The sequence below is a fragment of the Shewanella sp. UCD-KL12 genome (genome assembly GCF_001957125.1).
Classification (GTDB): Bacteria; Pseudomonadota; Gammaproteobacteria; order Enterobacterales; family Shewanellaceae; genus Shewanella.
This window is the reverse complement of the sequence record NZ_MPHJ01000001.1, coordinates 612,457-632,323: the sequence shown is the minus strand read 5'-3', so window position 1 is coordinate 632,323 and position 19,867 is coordinate 612,457. Positions and strand designations below refer to the sequence as shown.

General features: G+C 45.7%; 14 protein-coding genes. 11 read left to right on the top strand and 3 right to left on the bottom strand.

Going from position 1 to position 19,867, the window contains the following annotated elements:
- Positions 1-187: 187 nt before the first annotated feature.
- Positions 188-613 (bottom strand): N-acetyltransferase, encoded by a 426-nt coding sequence (locus tag BM736_RS02685; RefSeq protein ID WP_076408277.1) that lies wholly within the window; start codon positions 611-613, stop codon positions 188-190.
- Positions 614-962: 349 nt separating this feature from the next.
- On the opposite strand from BM736_RS02685, the gene BM736_RS02680 reads away from it, so the two are divergent.
- From BM736_RS02680 to BM736_RS02670, 3 genes are all read left to right on the top strand, one after another.
- Positions 963-3,302, top strand: coding sequence for a peptidase U32 family protein (locus tag BM736_RS02680; RefSeq protein WP_076408275.1), 2,340 nt, complete (start codon positions 963-965; stop codon positions 3,300-3,302).
- Between the two features lie 18 nt (positions 3,303-3,320).
- Positions 3,321-4,007 carry a glutathione S-transferase gene (locus BM736_RS02675; RefSeq protein ID WP_076408273.1) on the top strand — a complete coding sequence of 229 codons (687 nt, stop codon included), beginning with the start codon at positions 3,321-3,323 and terminating at the stop codon, positions 4,005-4,007.
- A gap of 447 nt (positions 4,008-4,454) precedes the next feature.
- Positions 4,455-6,182: an RluA family pseudouridine synthase gene (locus tag BM736_RS02670; protein WP_076408271.1), complete on the top strand. Its 1,728-nt coding sequence runs from the start codon at positions 4,455-4,457 to the stop codon at positions 6,180-6,182.
- A 126-nt stretch (positions 6,183-6,308) separates the two neighbouring features.
- On the opposite strand, the gene gndA is transcribed toward BM736_RS02670, so the two are convergent.
- Both gndA and BM736_RS02655 read right to left on the bottom strand, forming a co-directional pair.
- Positions 6,309-7,862 (bottom strand): NADP-dependent phosphogluconate dehydrogenase, encoded by a 1,554-nt coding sequence (gene gndA / locus BM736_RS02665; RefSeq protein WP_076408269.1) that lies wholly within the window; start codon positions 7,860-7,862, stop codon positions 6,309-6,311.
- A gap of 595 nt (positions 7,863-8,457) precedes the next feature.
- On the bottom strand, positions 8,458-10,398 hold the full coding sequence (locus BM736_RS02655; protein WP_076408267.1) for a propionyl-CoA synthetase: 1,941 nt from the start codon (positions 10,396-10,398) through the stop codon (positions 8,458-8,460).
- A gap of 315 nt (positions 10,399-10,713) precedes the next feature.
- Between BM736_RS02655 and BM736_RS02650 the strand changes: the two genes are divergently transcribed.
- The 8 genes from BM736_RS02650 to BM736_RS02615 all read left to right on the top strand — a co-directional run bounded on the left by BM736_RS02650 (position 10,714) and on the right by BM736_RS02615 (position 19,574).
- Positions 10,714-11,112 (top strand): MerR family DNA-binding transcriptional regulator, encoded by a 399-nt coding sequence (locus BM736_RS02650; RefSeq protein ID WP_076408265.1) that lies wholly within the window; start codon positions 10,714-10,716, stop codon positions 11,110-11,112.
- 240 nt (positions 11,113-11,352) lie between these two features.
- Positions 11,353-12,522, top strand: a complete 1,170-nt coding sequence (locus tag BM736_RS02645; protein ID WP_076408262.1) for an isovaleryl-CoA dehydrogenase — start codon at positions 11,353-11,355, stop codon at positions 12,520-12,522.
- 91 nt (positions 12,523-12,613) lie between these two features.
- The gene (locus tag BM736_RS02640) at positions 12,614-14,221 is read left to right on the top strand and encodes a carboxyl transferase domain-containing protein (RefSeq protein ID WP_076408260.1); all 1,608 of its coding nucleotides are present in this window, start codon (positions 12,614-12,616) and stop codon (positions 14,219-14,221) included.
- A 54-nt stretch (positions 14,222-14,275) separates the two neighbouring features.
- Positions 14,276-15,121 carry an enoyl-CoA hydratase-related protein gene (locus tag BM736_RS02635; RefSeq protein WP_076408258.1) on the top strand — a complete coding sequence of 282 codons (846 nt, stop codon included), beginning with the start codon at positions 14,276-14,278 and terminating at the stop codon, positions 15,119-15,121.
- On the top strand, positions 15,114-17,201 hold the full coding sequence (locus BM736_RS02630) for an acetyl/propionyl/methylcrotonyl-CoA carboxylase subunit alpha (RefSeq protein WP_076408256.1): 2,088 nt from the start codon (positions 15,114-15,116) through the stop codon (positions 17,199-17,201). Before BM736_RS02635 ends, BM736_RS02630 begins: the two co-directional genes overlap by 8 nt.
- The gene (locus BM736_RS02625) at positions 17,198-18,091 is read left to right on the top strand and encodes a hydroxymethylglutaryl-CoA lyase (RefSeq protein ID WP_076408254.1); all 894 of its coding nucleotides are present in this window, start codon (positions 17,198-17,200) and stop codon (positions 18,089-18,091) included. Before BM736_RS02630 ends, BM736_RS02625 begins: the two co-directional genes overlap by 4 nt.
- A 93-nt stretch (positions 18,092-18,184) precedes the next feature.
- Entirely contained in the window at positions 18,185-18,901 is a 717-nt protein-coding gene (locus BM736_RS02620) for a CoA transferase subunit A (RefSeq protein ID WP_076408252.1), read from the top strand.
- Between the two features lie 16 nt (positions 18,902-18,917).
- A complete protein-coding gene (locus BM736_RS02615) occupies positions 18,918-19,574 on the top strand; it encodes a 3-oxoacid CoA-transferase subunit B (protein WP_076408250.1) in 657 nt (218 codons plus the stop codon).
- The last annotated feature ends 293 nt before the right edge of the window (positions 19,575-19,867 follow it).

Genomic DNA, 19,867 nt, shown 5'->3' with positions numbered 1-19,867 from the left:
TGATGACCCTACGACCTAAAATAGCGCTGCATGATATAGCATTCATATCTGTACCGAAAGCGATAGAGGATAGGTAAAGGCAATGGGCTGAAAAACGAACGACTCAGTCAGACTGCCCAGATTGAAGCATAGATTACCGCTTACACTACAGGCTCACAGGAGCATCATTGTGTCAGGAGCCTTTTAATTAAACTAAGGCTTTTTTTAACCAGCAGCGGCTATGACCTGGAGGATAATCTGGCAACTCACCAAATATGCTATAACCATGCCGTAGATAAAAGTCCACTGCCTGAAAGGTAAAACTGGTTAAGTGTGAATGTGTACACCCGTGACTTATCGCGCGCTTTTCAATAGTCTGCAGCAACTGCTTACCCATACCTTGCCCGCGCAGAGACCCACACACCCACAATGAATCGATCCAAAGCCAGCCCCAGTTGTCACAATTTCCCTGTACCCCAGCTATTACAACGCCATGCTGATCTCGCAACAGGAAACACAGCTCATTTCTCCCTGTGTGACCAACACTCGAGCTCGTTGCTTGCTCTATACCGCTCCACAATACTTGTTGTTCATCATGGGTCAGGGTCTGTTTAAACTCTAATTTATATGTCATGCGTCTTAGCTTCAAATACGACCAAGTATTGCCACAGTCTTACGCTGGCACACGGCGTATTATTTAGTCCTAGTCTGTAACTATCCAAAATTGAACCTAATCACTCACACACACTAAATCAAATACCTTCAATGAAGATGACCATAATTCACCTTGATATGACGATGTAGCGACTAAATCAGCCTCGTTAGCCAATCATTATTTGATAGCCAATTTCTGTCCCCTGATAAATCGTCCTCTCCTAATGTATGGCAATGCTGAGTGGATGCGGGTAAAATCGCCCCTCAAAAAAATATCAGCATATTTATTTCAGCATATTAAGCAGTCAGTACACAAAAGTGAGTCACAGATGAGTCAGAAAATAGAACTATTAGCACCAGGCGGTGATGTCGAAGCCATTAAAGCCGCCATTGTTGCCGGTGCAAATGCCGTCTATTGTGGGTTAGACACCTTTAATGCCCGTAACCGCGCAGCGAACCTCTCATTTGACCAACTTTGTGGCGTACTCAGATTAGCACACCAGCACAATTGCCAAGTTTTTCTGACCATTAATGTGGTCATTTTAGAGCAAGAACTGCCTGCACTGTTTAAGCTGCTCAATCACCTGGTTAATACCAGTCTAGACGGCATCATAGTTCAAGACTTAGGTCTGTTTAATCTAGTGAAGCACCACTTTCCTACCCTAGATATTCATGCTTCAACTCAACTTACGACCCATAACGAAGGCCAGATTGAGTTTCTTGCAAAAGTCGGTGCTTCTCGAGTGAACTTGTCTCGAGAATTAAACTTAGCTGAGGTGGCTTCTCTCACTGCACTTGCCCATCAACATGACCTACTTACAGAGGTGTTTGTACATGGCTCGCTATGCATCGCCTTTTCTGGTCAATGCTATTCAAGCTCCGTCAGTGTCGGTAACTCAGGTAACCGCGGGCGATGTAGTCAGGCATGCCGTGATGAGTATGAAGAAACAGAAGCGGGTAACAAGTACCCATTAAACCTCAAAGATAACTCAGCCTATTTTGACCTGCCTGAACTTGTCGAAGCAAAAGTTGACTCACTTAAGATTGAGGGACGCATTAAAGGTGCCCATTATGTTTACACAGTAGTCGACAGCTGGCGTAAACAGATAAACCGCTTTGTTGAAACAGGGCAGCTTTTAGAAGATGACGCAAATCTTCATAAAGTGTTTAACCGAGATTTCACCAACTCATTTTTAAAGGGTGATCTGACCAAATCGATGTTTATCGATAACCCTAGAGATCACAGCGTTAAACATGCAATTGACAAAAGCAACGCCATTTCAGTGGTGCAGATCCAGGAAGTCAGGCAAGAGCTTAGAGCCGATAAAAATGAGCTAGGCTTGACCTTAAAAGATAAAGTGCAGCACCTTAATATCGATAAGCAGGCTTTGACTCTTTCATTTAAAGCCAAGCTCAATGAACCATTAACAGTCACGGCAACGATCGCATCTAATGCTCCACAATCATTTGAAGACTCTCAATCTCCTAAAGACCCTCAATCTTCTAAAGATAAGGTGTTTACGGTAAGCTCAAGCGCTACATTGATCTCAGTAGAAAAATCAGCATTAGATCAACAGACGCTTGAGAAGCGCTTTAAAAACATTAATAACGTAGACTATGACATTACAGCTTTTGACTTTAGTGAGCTAGACCTAGGTTTAAGCATCCCGTTTAAAGCACTAACAGCACTCAAAAACCAGCTGGCATTTCTGCTCAATAATTCAGTAGAGATAGCAGCCCCTGTTGATGTGCCAAAGTTAAAACAGCAAGAAAAAGTCACTGCAAAGCCAAGATTATCAATACTGATCAGTGATGAAAGTGACGCCTACCTAGCAGAGCACACTGATGCCGATATCTACTTTAAGCTACCCGAAAGCTATAAACGCGGCTGCACGAAATTTATCGATATTTTACAGCGCAATCCTCAACTAATCCCTTGGTTTCCTGCGATTCAAATTGGTAAGGATTATGCGTCTGCAGTACGTTTGCTTGAAGCACTTCAGCCTAAACGTATAGTCAGTAATAATACTGGCGTTGCCTATAAAGCCTTTGAGATGGGTATAGAGTGGATTGCAGGCCCCCTGCTGAATACTACTAACTCCTACGCACTTAAAACACTTCAAGAAGAGCTCAACTGCGCCGGCGCTTTTATCTCTAACGAGATCAACCGAATGCAGATGCGCAATATCAAGCGTCCCGAAGGCTTTAAGCTCCTCTATAGTGTCTATCATCCGATCTTGATGATGACCAGCAGGCAGTGTTTCTTCCAGCAAACTGTGGGCTGTAATAAACCGAGCATCGAAGATGGCTGTATGCAGCGATGTGAGAAAGCGACCACGATTACCAATGTCAAAGGGGTCTCTTTTGCTGTTGATAAGCAAAAAGGCGGTTACCCAAGCATCTATAACCACGAGCAGTTTTTAAACCTAGATGTGATTGAAGATTTCAGCGATCTATTCGATGAGTTTTTTATCGACCTCACAGACATCGGTTCAGGCTCTAAGGCTAAACTTGATAAAACACAGCTCATCGAGCATTTTGAGCAACTACTCGACAATACGCCTCAACAGAGAGAAACCTTAAGCGTTCAATCAGTTGCCCCTGCGAGCGCACAACTCAAGGCTATGGTTGAGATATCGACCAATGCACAATACAAGCAAGGGCTATAAACAGGAGTTACATGTAACATGGCATTACCAATACTGTATTCATTACAACATTGCCCATATGCCATGCGAGCTCGCCTCGGCTTGTTGCTAGCGCAGCAAGCTGTAATGGTGCGGGCCATTGTTATGAAGACCAAGCCTGCAGAGATGCTGCAGCTTTCGCCAAAAGGCACTGTGCCGGTACTCGTTATTGCTGACAGTTCTGCAACTGAGGCCTTTTCTTCAACGGTATCAGTTATTGATGAAAGTCTAGATATCATGCTGTGGGCGTTAAAAATCAATGATCCCATGGATCTACTACTTGCTAAACAGCCAGAGCTGTTAGCTGAAATGCTCGTAATGATTGAGCACAACGATAAAGTTTTTAAGCCTCAGCTTGAGCAATACAAAAACGCCAAACGCTACCATAAAGCATCAGAAATAGATGACAGGCAAGAATGTGAACAGTTTATTGTCCAGCTTGAAGCACGTTTAAACCAACATCAATTTATCTTTGGTGAGTCACCAAGCTTAGTTGATTACGCCCTACTCCCCTTTGTGCGTCAGTTTGCCAAAGTCGACCGTCAGTGGTATTTGCAAGCCCCCTATCCCAAGCTTCAAGCCTGGCTTAAAAATCACTTAGATAGCCCACTGTTTTCAAAAGCGATGACTAAATTCCCGCTTTACCTTGAAACACATGAGGGGTATTTATTGGGTGAGAAATTGTAAGCTGCTTGAATACGTTCATTAGGCTAGTCAGATGCTTAATTAATACCCATACCGATAGTGCCGATAGCAAAACCTAACTCTAAGGTAATATAGTCATATTGAAGAGAGTGATAATCAGGTACAAGTGAGCTTGAGGCGTAGACCTCATGGATGAAATCGATGATCGACCCAAATAGACGTTCTACTTAACCAAGCGTCAGCATACCGATATGTTTCTTACACATTAGCCCAAAGCAAGCGACAGGTTGCGCTGAAATATAACCTTCAAACACACCTCCAAAACAAAAACTGCAATTTATGCCATTGCAAGGTGATATCTAATGGGCGAAAGGTTAAAATCAGCTCACTTTATATCGACATTGATCGCCAATAGAACGCATTGGGCTCTAATGAGGCCTGCACTACAAGCGCTAAACGTTCATAGTTACCCAGACAAAAGACCAGCAGATGTACTCTCCAGAAGATTGTTTTACACCATTTAAAGCACCGACCTCAGAATTTACCCTGCCGGAGCGCTTCACCTTTCCATTCTATTATGAGCCTCACCCTCTGTGTTTATTAGCAGCCAGTGAGCTACAACAACATCTACAAACTCAAAATGAGTGGCAGCATGACTTTGGTTTATGTGAAGCTAAAGGCTTAGGTTTACATGAAGCTAATGACTTGACCCTAGATGCTGGAGCAACAGGTGCATTGGGTAAGATGTTTGGTGTATTGCTGGTTAAAAATAGCCGAGGTGAGCTGGGCTACCTATCAGCATTTTCTGGCAAGCTTGCCGATCAAAACCTGCTGCCTCACTTCGTGCCACCTGTATTTGATATGTTGGCAGAGGGAAGCTTCTTTCCACCAGAGCAGGCCAAAATCAACCTTATTAATGCTGAAATTAATACGCTTAAAGCCGACCCTGAGCTCGCGCAGCGTGAATCAATACTTGCCGATGAAACACTGTTAGCACAAGAGCAAATAGCCGCTCATCGCGCCTTGATGATAGAAAACCGTAAACATAGAAAACAGCAACGAGCAGCAGGTGAGTCCCTCGATGAAGCGGCACTCAAACAACTCGGTATTCAAATGAGTCGTGAAAGCGTGCAGGACAAAAATCAACTTAAGACGCTTAACCACTATTGGGATGAACGACTCTCCGATGCAAAGTCCTCACTTGAGCGGCTCAGTGGCCGCTTAACAGAGTTAAAGCAGCAACGTAAGACCATGTCAGCCGCCCTTCAGCAGCGTCTATTTGATGAATACTGCTTCTTGAATATCAAAGGAGAGCTGCAAAGCTTAGGAGAGATATTTAAAGGAACGGTACATAAAATACCACCAGCAGGATCAGGTGAATGCGCGGCGCCAAAGCTACTTCACTTTGCTTTTAAAAATGGCATGACACCTCTTGCTATGGCTGAATTTTGGTGGGGCGTGGCGCCAAAATCTGAAATTAGGCAGCACAGGAACTTTTATGGTGCTTGTCAGGGCAAATGTCAGCCTATTTTAGGGCATATGTTAGATGGCCTGCCCACAGATGAAAACCCATTACTAAGCAACCCGGCAGCGGGGAAACAGCTCGATATCATCTACCAAGATGATGATATGTTGGTGATCAATAAGCCTGCTGAATTTCTGTCTGTACCAGGAAAAAATATTGAGGATTCAGTCTATTCACGCATCAAGCTGATGTTTCCTAAGGCGACTGGCCCGTTAATCGTTCACCGTCTCGATATGTCTACTTCTGGCTTAATGGTAATTGCACTTAATAAAGCATCGAATAAGAGTCTACAAAAGCAATTTATTTCACGCACAGTTAAGAAGCGCTATGTCGCACTACTAACTGGTGAACTCAACCAGGATGAGGGAGTTATCACTCTACCACTGCGAGGTGATTTTGATGATAGGCCAAGACAACTCGTGTGCTTTGAACATGGTAAGCCTGCACAAACACGCTGGCAGGTTATCGAACGTAAAAACAAGCAAACTAAAGTCTATCTGTACCCTAAAACTGGCCGAACTCATCAATTAAGGGTTCACAGTGCACATTCTGATGGGCTTAATATGCCTATTCTTGGTGACGATCTTTATGGTAAGAAAACCAATAGGCTGCACCTACACGCAGAGCTGTTAGCGCTAAACCACCCGATCACAAAAGAGCCGATGAGTTTTCAAGTCGATGCTGACTTCTAGTCTATTTGATAACAAGTAATAGATACGAAAAAGGCTTCCCGCGGGAAGCCTTTTTACTGACAGCTTTTACTAACAGCTTTTACTAACAATAATGTCTTAGGTGCTAATTAAGATTCACTGAAGCCATTACACTTTAATGAGATCTCGCGCTGCACTACTCCAGTTAAGGTGATACTTCTCACCCGCTGGTTTATCGGTGCGCTCAAACGTATGTGCACCAAAAAAGTCTCTTTGACCTTGTAGCAGGCTAGCAGGAAGGTTTTCACAGCGATAACTATCGTAATAGGCTAAAGCCGAACTAATACAAGGAGCTGGAATACCTTTCATCACAGCGCTTGATACCGTTTTACGCCAATCAAGTTGCTTCTCTGACAATGCAGAGCTAAATGCTTCTGCCATAAGTAGGTTATCCAATTGGACCCCGCTAGTTTCGGCCGCCTGATAAGCGTGAGTGATCGATTGCAAAAACTTAGCGCGAATAATACAACCTGCACGCCAGATTTTAGCAATTTCAGCAAAGTCTAAATTCCACCCTTTCTCTTTTCCTGCCATCGCCATCAGCTGGAAGCCCTGTGCATAGCATGCGACTTTAGCGCAGTAGAGTGCATTCTCTAATTGAGCGATAAAGGCTTCACGCTCTGCTAAGCTAGGTTGCTCAGACAGTGGACCTTTGAGCAACGAGCTCAAAGCCTGTCGCTGTGACTTTTGCGTACTAATAGCACGAGCATAAACGGCTTCAGCAATAGTCGGTGCCGGACAACCTATCTGTAGGCTGCTTACTGCAGTCCAAAGACCCGTGCCCTTTTGCCCTGCTTTGTCGAGGATCATCTCAACTAATGGCTTACCTGTGATTGGATCATCTTGCCTCAATACCTCGGCGCTGATCTCCATCAAGTAGCTATTTAGACTGCCCTTATTCCATGTATCAAACAGCTCTGCAATCTCAATAGCGGTCATGTTAAAGCCGTCGCTAAGCAGCTGGTAAGCTTCACAAATCAGTTGCATATCGGCATATTCGATGCCGTTATGTACCATTTTGACATAGTGACCAGAACCTGCAGGGCCAATATAGGTGGTACAGGGTTCACCTTCAGTCACAGGGTTGCCTGGCTCTTGGCGCTCAATTGGCAAACCTGTTTTAGCGTCAACCTTAGCGGCAATCGCCTCCCAAATAGGTTTGATTCTGTCCCAAGCTTTAACATCACCACTTGGCATCAAAGATGGACCAAATCTAGCCCCCATCTCGCCACCAGAAACAGCGCAACTAAAGAAGCTAAACTTGCCCGCGTAACGCGCTTCACGTTCAATGGTGTCCGTCCATAGGCTGTTACCTGTATCGATAACGATATCATCAGACTCGATACCAGCATCGATTAGCGCACTGCATACACCATCAACTGGCGCACCAGCGGGGACAGAAAGTACCACTACACGCGGCTTTTCGAGACTAGATAACATTTCAGAAAGATTATTACACCCAAGAACGCGTGCAGGGCTCGCAGCCTGCTTGCTGGCTTCTCGCTCAGTTTTCTCTTGTTCGATAATTGCTTGGATCTTATTTTCATCGAGGTCAAAAGCGGCGACACGGTATTGGTTGTCAGCGATGTTTAGCGCAAGGTTTTTGCCCATCACACCTAGCCCAATAACGCCTATATCATATAAAGGAGTATGGTTTTGCATTGAATATTTTTCCGCAGGTCACAGAGATTATTTAAACCCTATCTTCAGCGTGGTTCTAATAAAGATATGTGTCAAATCACATTCAATATTAGCCAAGCCATTTATTAGCTATTGCTCAATATCGCAGCATAGTCGATAGGACATACCAATCAGTATAAAGATGTAATCGCTCAGCGAGAGTTTAGCGCTTCAGAGGCAAGGCAACGAGTGAAGAACATAATTATTCTACGTTTTAGCTCGTTAACACAGCATCAGATGCGCTAAAACTCGCCTTTCAGGAGTGTTTTTGGCTGCCTACTTCTTCGTTAAATAGCTTCACAAGGGAATAACCATTCCTTCAGCTATTCACCTCGAATTAGTTTGCCAAAAATAACTCTGAGTAGATCACTTTCTTATACTGATTGGTATTATATTTTTGCGGGGATTATACAGACTTTTGTAACTTAATTACTAGGTTTTAGGGGTTATTGGCAAATAAGTGCTATTTTAGCCAGTTAAAGGATTTAAGTAGCAACAGAAAGTAGGTAACTTTCCAAGTTTACAGCGAAAAAACCAGAAAGTTACCCGTTAAGCGATTATGACTTACCTGCACCCGCTACACGAGCGCATCGGCATAGCCCATTCTGGTTAAGGTATTTCGAACCAGCTCTAAAGTTTGTGGATCTTCTATGGTTGCTGGCATCTTATAGCTTTGATTGTCCGCAATTTTTCGCATCGTACCTCTAAGTACCTTTCCTGAGCGTGTCTTAGGTAGTTTTTGGATCATGCTGACTAATCGAAATGAAGCTACTGGCCCTATCTGCTCCCTGATCAATGATTTTAGCTCTCCATAGAGCTGCTCATCACTGAGCGTTACTCCTTTTTTGAGCACCACAAGCCCGAGAGGAAGTTGCCCCTTTAACTTATCTTCAACCCCAATAACAGCCACTTCAGCAACCGCCTCATGTTGACATAATACCTCTTCAAATCGACCCGTTGACAGTCGGTGACCTGCGACATTAATGATGTCATCGATGCGGCTCATGATATAGAGGTAGCCATCTTCATCCATATAGCCTGCATCACCCGTTAGATAATATCCTGGGTACATGGTGAGGTAGCTATCTCGGTATCGCTGCTCATTATTCCACAGGGTGGTTAAGGTTCCTGGTGGTAATGGCTGCTTTATCACTACGTTGCCAGAGGCATTGGCTTCAATACTCTCCCCCATCTCATCGAGCACCTCTACCTGATAGCCAGGTACAGCAAGTGCTGGTGACCCTGGTTTAACAGCAACAGGCGCACTGCCCATAAGGTTTGCTGCCACAGGCCAGCCAGTTTCAGTCTGCCACCAATGATCGATAACAGGCTTTTTCAGCTGCTCTTCCGCCCATTTAAGCGTATCTGGATCGCACCGTTCACCTGCTAGAAATAGGGTGTTTAAACAGCTCAGCTCGACATCTCTTAGAAAGTCACCATCAGGATCATCACGCTTAATGGCGCGTATAGCGGTGGGGGCTGTGAAAAAGCTACGCACTTGATACTTCTCAATTGTTCGCCAAAAAATCCCAGGATCTGGGGTACCTATTGGCTTACCTTCAAACATCAAGGTCGTCGCCCCGACCAAAAGCGGTCCATAGACAATATAGGAGTGACCAACCACCCAGCCCACATCAGATGCAGCCCAAAACGCATCCCCTGGCCCTATGTTGTAGATGTGCTTCATCGACCAAGCCAGTGCAACTGCGTGCCCACCATTATCTCGTACCACGCCTTTAGGCTGCCCCGTCGTTCCCGAGGTATACAAAATATAGAGAGGATCGGTCGCAGCAACACTTTGGCATTCAATAAACGGTGCACTCTTCATCGCAAGTTGCCAGTCAATATCACGACCAAGGGTTAACTCGGCACTGTATTGACTACGGTTAAGGATGAGGCAATTTTCTACTTTGTGACTCGATTGCACTAGGGCTTCATCGAGTAACGGCTTATAAGGCACCACGCCTGAGGGCTCAATGCCACAAGACGCTGAGAGGATAACCTTAGGTTTAGCATCATCAATTCGACTTGCCAGTTCATTGGCAGCAAAGCCACCAAACACCACAGAGTGAATCGCGCCGATGCGCGCACAAGCGAGCATGGCATAGGCCGTTTCTGGCACCATAGGCATATAGATAATCACTCTATCACCTTTTTTTACACCGATTGAGTCCATGTAACCCGCAAGCCGACTCACTTGTGATTGCAGCTCTTTATAGGTGATTCCGTATTCAGCCTCTGTCACGGGGCTCACGTACTGTATGGCTATTTGTTCCCCGCGCCCCTGCTCAACATGTCTATCAACAGCGTTGTAGCAGGTGTTGAGCTCAGCCCCTTCAAACCATGAGTAAAGAGGAGCTTGCGAGCTATCAAGCACCTTTTCCCATGGTTTATTCCAACTAATGGATTGAGCTGCATCGCTCCAAAATGCTTGTGGATTGTCTATGGCATGTTGATATAACGCTTTATGTCGTGCCAGATTTAACTTAGATCCCTCTTCATAATCAGACTTATTCATTGTGCTCTCCCCAGCAACAAGTAATAAACATCACGTGCTGAATGCTTATAAAACAGTCAACCTATAGGCTCATTATGGAGTGAGTAGCGCCAATTCCCATTAGACCTTGGGATAGGTTGGCTATAGGTTTATCTAGCAGTCCACACTAGAGTAATCGACGGTACAGCTTGACTCACTAGGCAAGGTGGCACATTTCGTTGACATTTATCCTCTGCTAGAAAGAGATAATTTAAGCCGACAAAATAGCCACAAGCTTTACCTTTACGTAAACTTCATATATCGTTCTGGAAAAGTTAAATTTTATGGTGTTATTCAATGAGCGAAAATCAAAGTCCACAAACGACTTACTCAATAAGTGATCTATCAAAGGAGTTCGATATTACGACTCGTAGTATCCGCTTTTATGAAGATCAGGGCTTACTTAAGCCCAAGCGCCGTGGCCAAACTCGGATCTATGGCCTCAAAGATAGAGTGCGTCTGAAATTGATTTTACGCGGCAAGCGACTTGGCTTTTCACTGGCTGAAACTCGTCGTCTATTTGAACTATATGACGCCGATAAAAACAGCAGCTCGCAGCTGCATACTATGCTTGATCTCGTTGAGGAGAAAAAATCGTCACTTCAACAACAGATGGATGACATCAAAGTTGTCCTTATGGAGCTCAACTCAGCAGAGCAACAATGTAGGGCTGCACTCGAGCTGCAAGAGAAGTAAACCCACTATAGGTTCAATGTACCAATGCATTCACTAAGGGACATTCACTAAGGGGCATTCGCTAAGATAAAAAGCAGGAATAGAGGTGACAACAAAACAGCAAGATAAGCTGAGTCATTGGTTAAGCCATTTCTGCCCACGAGCAAGCACCATGTAACTTAATAATTTAACAGAAAAATTAAGAGTCGATGGTTAACAATCGACACAAAAATAATTTAAAAATTGATAGGACAACAAGCAATGACTCAACTCTACTCATCTCTCAACTTTGGTTTAGGTGAAGACGTCGACATGCTGCGTGATGCAGTACAGCACTTCGCTGCCAATGAAATTGCCCCAATAGCAGAAAAAACAGATCGTGATAACGCTTTCCCCAATGAACTTTGGCCAGTACTTGGTGATATGGGACTACTGGGCGTCACTGTCTCTGAAGAGTATGGTGGAGCCGATATGGGTTACCTCGCTCATGTTGTTGCCATGGAGGAGATCTCTCGAGCATCAGCCTCTATCGGATTGAGCTATGGCGCGCATTCTAACCTATGTGTTAACCAGATTAACCGTAACGGTAATGCAGAGCAAAAAGCCAAATACCTACCTAAGCTTGTCAGCGGCGAGCATATCGGCGCACTGGCGATGAGTGAGCCAAATGCCGGTTCGGATGTGGTTTCAATGAAACTGCATGCCCGTAAAGAGGGTGACAGATATATCCTTAACGGCAACAAGATGTGGATCACTAACGGCCCTGATGCGCAAACTTATGTCATCTATGCCAAGACAGATCTAGATAAAGGTGCTCACGGAATCACCGCATTTATTGTCGATCGTAACTCTAAAGGATTCAGCACAGCACAAAAGCTAGACAAGCTCGGCATGCGTGGCTCAAACACCTGTGAGCTAGTGTTTGAAGACTGTGAAGTACCTGAAGAGAACATACTTGGCGGCCTGAATAATGGCGTTAAGGTACTGATGAGCGGCTTAGATTATGAACGTGTGGTGCTTTCAGGCGGCCCGCTTGGGATCATGACAGCCTGTATGGATATCGTTGTTCCTTACATTCATGAGCGCGAGCAGTTTGGTAAGTCTATTGGCCAGTTCCAGCTAGTTCAAGGCAAACTCGCAGACATGTACACAGGTATGAATGCGGCAAAATCTTATATCTATAACGTGGCTAAATCTTGTGACCGCGGCGAAACCACACGTAAAGATGCTGCAGGAGCGATTCTCTACTCAGCAGAGCTTGCCACTAAGATGGCGCTCGATGCCATTCAGCTATTAGGTGGTAACGGTTATGTCAACGAATACGCAACAGGTCGCCTACTGCGTGACGCTAAGCTCTATGAGATCGGTGCAGGTACCTCAGAGATCCGCCGCATGTTGATTGGCCGCGAGCTGTTCAACGAGTCTAAGTAAGCAAGCGCCCAATGACGGTGAATATTCGCCGTCATTCAGCGCTCAACTCTCTATTGAAACGTTCGTTTTTAGCTTCAAAAGGATTGAAACCGTGACGCAACTAAGTAGTCGTATTAACTCCCGCAGTGATGAATTCAAAGCTAAACATGAAGACATGGCTGCCGTTGTTCAAGATTTAAAACTCAAACTACATCAAATTGAACAAGGCGGTGGCGCCGTTGCCCGTGAACGTCACCTTTCTCGCGGTAAGCTGTTGCCGCGCCAGCGTGTCGAAAAGCTACTCGACCCAGGCTCCCCTTTCCTTGAGCTGTCACAATTTGCAGCCTTTGAGCTTTATGAAGATGTGGTCCCTGCAGCAGGCATCATCGCTGGTGTCGGCCGTGTTAGTGGCGTGGAGTGTATGATCATTGCCAATGACGCTACGGTAAAAGGCGGGACTTACTATCCGGTGACAGTCAAAAAGCATTTACGTGCGCAAGAGATAGCGAGTCGTTGTCACCTACCTTGTATCTACTTAGTCGATTCAGGCGGCGCTAACCTGCCCCGCCAAGATGAAGTGTTCCCCGATAGAGATCACTTCGGTCGTATCTTCTATAACCAAGCGCAGATGTCTGCTAAAGGTATCCCACAAATTGCCGTTGTAATGGGCCTTTGTACTGCGGGTGGGGCTTATGTACCCGCCATGGCCGATGAGTCTATTATCGTCAAAGAGCAAGGCACTATCTTTCTTGCAGGCCCGCCATTAGTCAAAGCGGCTACTGGTGAAGAGGTTACCGCAGAGGAACTTGGCGGCGCCGAGGTGCACACTAAAATATCCGGTGTGGCCGATCATATGGCACAGAATGATGAGCATGCTCTTGAGTTAGCCCGCAAAGCAGTCACCCGTTTAAATCATCAAAAAACCATCGAAGCTCAGCTGAGTCAGGTTAAGCCGCCCAAGTTCGATATCAATGAACTGTATGGCATCGTCGGTACAGACCTTAAAAAGCCATTCGATATCAAAGAGGTCATTGCTCGCGTCGTCGATGACTCTGATTTCGATGAGTTTAAAGCTAACTACGGCAGCACATTAGTGTGTGGCTTTGCCCGTATCCACGGCTACCCCGTTGGCATAGTCGCTAACAATGGCATCCTGTTTTCAGAATCCGCCCAAAAAGGCGCGCACTTTATTGAGCTGTGCTGTCAGCGCAAGATCCCACTGCTGTTTTTACAAAACATTACCGGCTTTATGGTGGGTAAGAAGTATGAACATGAAGGCATAGCCAAACACGGCGCTAAGATGGTTACTGCAGTATCTTGTGCCAACGTTCCCAAATTTACCGTCATCATCGGCGGCAGCTATGGCGCAGGTAATTACGGCATGTGTGGCCGCGCGTTTGAGCCTACCATGATGTGGATGTGGCCAAATGCCCGCATCTCTGTAATGGGCGGAGAGCAAGCAGCCGGCGTATTAGCAACAGTTAAACGTGATGGTTTAGCCCGCAAAGGCGTTGAATGGAGCGATGATGAGGAGCGGCAATTCCGTGAGCCGATCGTTGAGCAGTACGATAAAGAGGGTCACCCTTACCATGCCAGTGCTCGCCTCTGGGATGATGGCATTATCGATCCGGCACAAACTCGTGACGTTGTCGGCTTAGCCCTCTCTGCGGCGCTCAATGCCCCAGTTGAAGAGACCAAGTTCGGTGTATTCCGTATGTAATGGCTTTGGCCATCCTAACCGATAGCGGTATTGACTAAGCAGTGAGTGCTGAACATGACCAATGAATTGATAGAAAACTTTAAATACATTTCATGCCAACTGAATAATGGCGTGGGAGAGATGATCCTCAATCGAGCCGATAAACACAACGCATTTGATGAAGTGATGATTAGCGAGATGATTCAATCTCTGGCTTATTTTGCCCACAATGATAATTGCCAACTGTTAATCGTTAGAGCGAACGGTAAAAACTTCAGTGCTGGAGCCGATCTTAACTGGATGCGTAAGCAAGCCAAGATGGATTTTAAGCAAAACTTATCCGACGCCAATGAGCTAGCGAAGCTGATGTCTGACTTAGATAAGTTTCCTAAACCGACCATAGCGTTAGTGCAAGGTGCAGCGTTTGGTGGGGCACTGGGACTCATCTGTTGCTGTGACATTGCCATCGCCAATGAACGCGCAAGCTTCTGCTTATCTGAAGTAAAACTTGGACTTATTCCTGCAGTTATCAGTCCTTATGTCGTCCGCGCTATGGGCCAACGCGCATCTCGCCGTTACATGTTAACCGCAGAGAGATTTAGCGCTGAAAAGGCACTTGAACTGCAAATCATTCATGAAGTGAGTGATGAGCTAGATACCGCTGCAGCACCATTGATCAGCGCCCTACTCGCAAATAGCCCCCAGGGGATGGCTTGGGTTAAAACCTTGCTGTCTCATCTTGAAGATGGGGTTATCGACGATGCAACACGCAATCACACCAGTGAGCGCATCGCCAGTATTCGTGTCTCCGATGAAGGCCAAGAGGGACTCAATGCCTTCTTTGAGAAACGCAGCCCTAACTGGAAAATATCAGATTCAACTGCAAAAGAGCTCCCTGTGCAAGGACAGAATAATGCCTAATCAATCACTCATAAAAAAACTATTAATCGCTAACCGCGGTGAAATTGCCTGTCGCATTATTAAAACAGCGAAAGCTATGGGAGTGCGCACTGTTGCACTCTACAGTGATGCAGATGTCGATGCCCGCCATGTCGCCTTAGCCGACGAGTCTTTCTACTTAGGTGGCAGCGCACCAGCAGATTCTTACCTAAAAGGGGATCTGATTTTAGATATCGCTAAGCGCTCAGGCTCTCAAGCGATACACCCAGGCTATGGTTTCCTCTCTGAAAATGCAGAGTTTGCCCGAAAGTGCGAACAAGCAGGTGTCATTTTTGTCGGCCCAAGCTCTGATGCCATTGATTCAATGGGTAGTAAGAGTGCTGCAAAAGAGATCATGGGCGCGGCTAAAGTGCCGTTAGTCCCCGGCTACCACGGTGACGGTCAAGATGATGCGCTGTTAGTCGATGAAGCTAACCAGATGGGCTTTCCATTGCTGATTAAAGCTGCATTTGGTGGCGGTGGTAAAGGCATGCGTATCGTAGAGAGCAGTGATGAAGTATTAGAAAATATCCACTCTGCCAGACGAGAAGCAATCTCCTCTTTTGGCAACGATAAACTCCTGATGGAGCGCTACCTGCGCCAACCTCGCCATGTCGAAGTGCAAGTATTTGCCGACAGCCAAGGCAACTGTATCTACCTTTCCGATCGTGATTGCTCTATTCAACGTCGCCACCAAAAAGTGGTAGAAGAAGCGCCAGCGCCAGGGTTAAGCGATGAGCTGAGAGTAAAGATGGGCGAAGCAGCAGTTGCAGCCGCAAAAGCTATCGATTATCGCGGTGCCGGCACAGTGGAGTTCCTACTCGATACCGATGACAGCTTCTATTTCATGGAGATGAACACCCGCCTTCAGGTTGAACACCCAGTGACAGAGATGGTCACAGGCCAAGACTTAGTAAAATGGCAACTGATGGTCGCAAGTGGTAGCCCACTACCATTAAGTCAGCAAGAGGTACGTGTACACGGCCACTCTTTTGAGGTACGTATCTATGCCGAAGATCCGCAAAATGAGTTTCTGCCAGCCAGTGGTAAACTTAACTTCCTACGTGAGCCTGAGCAGAGTAAATTCGTACGTATCGACTCAGGGATCCGTGAAAACGATGTGATCAGTAACTTTTACGACCCTATGATCTCTAAACTGATAGTTTGGGATGAGTCTCGCCCTAGGGCATTACAGCGCATGGTGCACTCACTTGAGTCCTACCAAATTAGCGGCTTAAAACATAACATCGAATTTCTCTCCAACATCACTGAGCATAAAGCTTTTAGCGAGGCCAACTTCAGCACAGACTTTATTGAGCGTTACGGCGATGAGTTAATTGGCCGTAGCCTTTCGGCTTCAAATGATGAGCAAAATGCTCTCGCCCTTGCAGCTTTATATCAGCTATGTTCGCGAAAAGCCGCAGCTAAAGCCTGTGTAAACAAGCAAGATCCCTACTCTCCTTGGGGCACAGTGAGCGGATTTAGACTAAACAGTGATAGCACCCATCAAGTTGCACTGCTTGATGATAATCATGAGATTCAGCACTTAGATGTCACAGAGATATCCATCGCTGGACAATCGGTTTATCAAGTTGAAATCGCTGACATCACTTACCAACTAAAAGGTGAGCTGATAGGTGAAATGCTACATAGCGAAATCACCGTCAAATCAGGCCAAGACAATCAAGGAGCTGTCACGGCATCAGGGCATAAAGTGAAAGTACCGGTTAGCCAAGTTGACGATGATTTTACGCTGTTTATCAATGCCACAAGTTATCATTATCGAGCTATCCAGACTGAGCTTGAAGAGGAGCAAGAGTGCCTTGAAGATAAGCTTAAAGCGCCAATGAACGGCACGATTGTGACCCACTTAGTGCAAAAAGGTGACCAGGTCACAGCTGGCCAAGGCCTAATGGTAATGGAAGCAATGAAGATGGAGTACACCATTGAATCTCCATTTGACGGCGCAGTATCAGCCTTCTTCTTTGAACCCGGTGAGCTTGTCTCTGATGGCGATCTTCTTGTTGAGGTTGAACCAGCAGAATCGAAGGAACAAGCATGAAGATGCCAAAACAGGTCTCCATATTTGAAGTTGGTGCACGCGATGGGCTTCAAAATGAAAAGCCAGTAACGACTCAAGATAAGATCGCCTTGATTGAAGATTTAGCGAAAGCAGGTCTACAACGAATAGAAGCGGCAAGTTTTGTATCACCTAAATGGGTGCCTCAGATGGCAGATTCCGGTGATGTTCTGCGCAATATTCATCGACAGACTGATGTTATCTACAGTGCGCTCACCCCTAACATGAAAGGGCTGGAACTTGCACTTGACGCTAATGCCGATGAAGTTGCCATCTTTGGCGCTGCTTCTGAAAGTTTCTCCCAGCGTAACATTAACTGCTCTATTGAGGAGTCTATTGCACGCTTTGAACCTCTGATGGAGCGCGCTTTAGCAGAAAACATCCGTGTTCGCGGTTACGTTTCTTGTGTGCTCGGTTGCCCCTACGAAGGCGAGATAAAAGTGAGCGAAGTCGCTCGAGTGTCTGAAATCCTTTACAAAATGGGCTGTTATGAGATATCCCTTGGTGACACCATAGGCGTTGGCACGCCCGCTAATGCCCGTAGAATGGTGGAAGCTGTCAGCCAGAAAGTCCCTGTCGAAAAGTTAGCGCTACACTTTCATGACACCTATGGGCAAGCACTAGCCAACATTTTGGCCTGTTTAGAGACAGGCGTTAGTGTGATTGACTCATCTGTAGCCGGCCTAGGGGGCTGCCCCTATGCCAAGGGAGCATCTGGGAATTTGGCCACCGAAGATCTGGTCTATATGTTACGCGGGCTCGGTATAGAAACCGGCATAGATCTTAACTTACTGGCTCAAGCTGGTAATAACATCAGTCAGGCGCTTGGCAGAGAAACGGGCTCTAAAGTTGCCAGAGCCATCAGTAAATAAGGCAGTGCTCAGTTAAGAGTGAATTAAGTCTAATAGCAGATCCTAGATACGAGAACCTAAGATCTCGTACCTCATACAAAGGAGATAAGAATAATGGCAGGACTGAATAAAGTCGTACACAGTTATGAAGAAGCTCTAAAGGGGCTCTCTAATGATATGACTGTGATGGTAGGTGGTTTTGGTTTATGTGGAATTCCAGAAGGCCTAATCGCTCAAATGGTAAAAACCGGCGTTACTGGCTTAACAGCTATCTCTAACAATGCAGGCGTTGATGATTTTGGTTTAGGTTTACTCCTTAAAAGCCGTCAAATTGATACTATGGTCGCCTCCTATGTGGGTGAAAATGCCACCTTCGAGCAGCAGATGCTATCGGGCGAGCTCAATGTCATTTTAACCCCGCAAGGCACCTTGGCCGAAAAGATCCGCGCAGGTGGTGCTGGTATTCCCGCTTTCTTCACCGCCACAGGTTACGGTACGCCCGTTGCTGAAGGTAAAGAGACACGCGAAATCGACGGCAGACATTATGTTCTTGAGCCTTCACTCACTGCAGACTTTGCCTTAGTGCGCGCCTGGAAAGCCGACACTATGGGTAACTTAGTCTTTCGCAAAACGGCTGCAAACTTCAACCCTATGATGGCAACCGCGGGTAAAATCACCGTAGTAGAAGCCGAGCATATTGTGGAGCCGGGCGAACTCGATCCAGACCATATTCACACTCCTGGGATCTATGTAAACCGCGTGATCCAAGGCAGCTTCGAGAAACGTATCGAGCAGCGAACAGTAAAACCATCTTCAACAACAGACGCATAAGCAGGAGGGAGACAGTATGGCATTATCAAGAGAACAACTCGCACAACGTGTAGCCCAAGAGCTAAAAGATGGCTATTACGTTAATTTAGGCATAGGTATTCCAACACTAGTAGCAAACTATATTCCACAGGGAATAGATGTCATGTTGCAATCAGAAAATGGCCTACTTGGCATGGGGGAGTTCCCCACTGAAGAGACCATAGATGCAGATCTTATCAATGCGGGTAAGCAGACGGTCACCGCAGTTGACGGTGCTTCATTCTTTTCATCAAGTGAAAGCTTTGCCATGATCCGTGGCGGTCACGTAGATCTAACCGTATTGGGCGCGTTTGAAGTTGACGAGCAAGGCTCTATCGCCTCTTGGATGATCCCAGGTAAGCTCATCAAAGGGATGGGCGGCGCCATGGATCTCGTCGCAGGCGCTGACAACATCATTGTCACTATGATGCATGCCGACAAACGTGGTAACTCTAAGCTACTGCCTAAATGCGAACTGCCACTGACTGGTTTTGGCTGTATCAAGCGGGTGCTAACTGACTTGGCCTTTATGGAGATAAAAGAGGGTGCTTTTCACCTACTAGAGCGTGCACCTGGTGTCTCAGTCGAAGAGATTGTTGAGAAAACGGCAGGTAAGTTGATCGTTCCAGATCATGTACCAGAGATGCATTTTTAATAGTTAGTCGTTAATACATCCTCAATTCAATGATGGATAAAAACTAACAAAACATAATTAGTCAAAGTATGTACCGCAATACTAAGGCCAGTGAAATCTCACTGGCCTTTTCTTCATAAAAATATCGACTAGAATTAAATTACACTATAAAACGTCAAATAAATGACGAGTGACAGCTTTTCTTTATTGCCTTCTTTGTATATCTTATACTATTGTGTTTAGTGATAGATAAAGTAATGGATGTGATGGATCACTCAGCAATGCGACTGCATTGCCATTATTTTCTCATATGA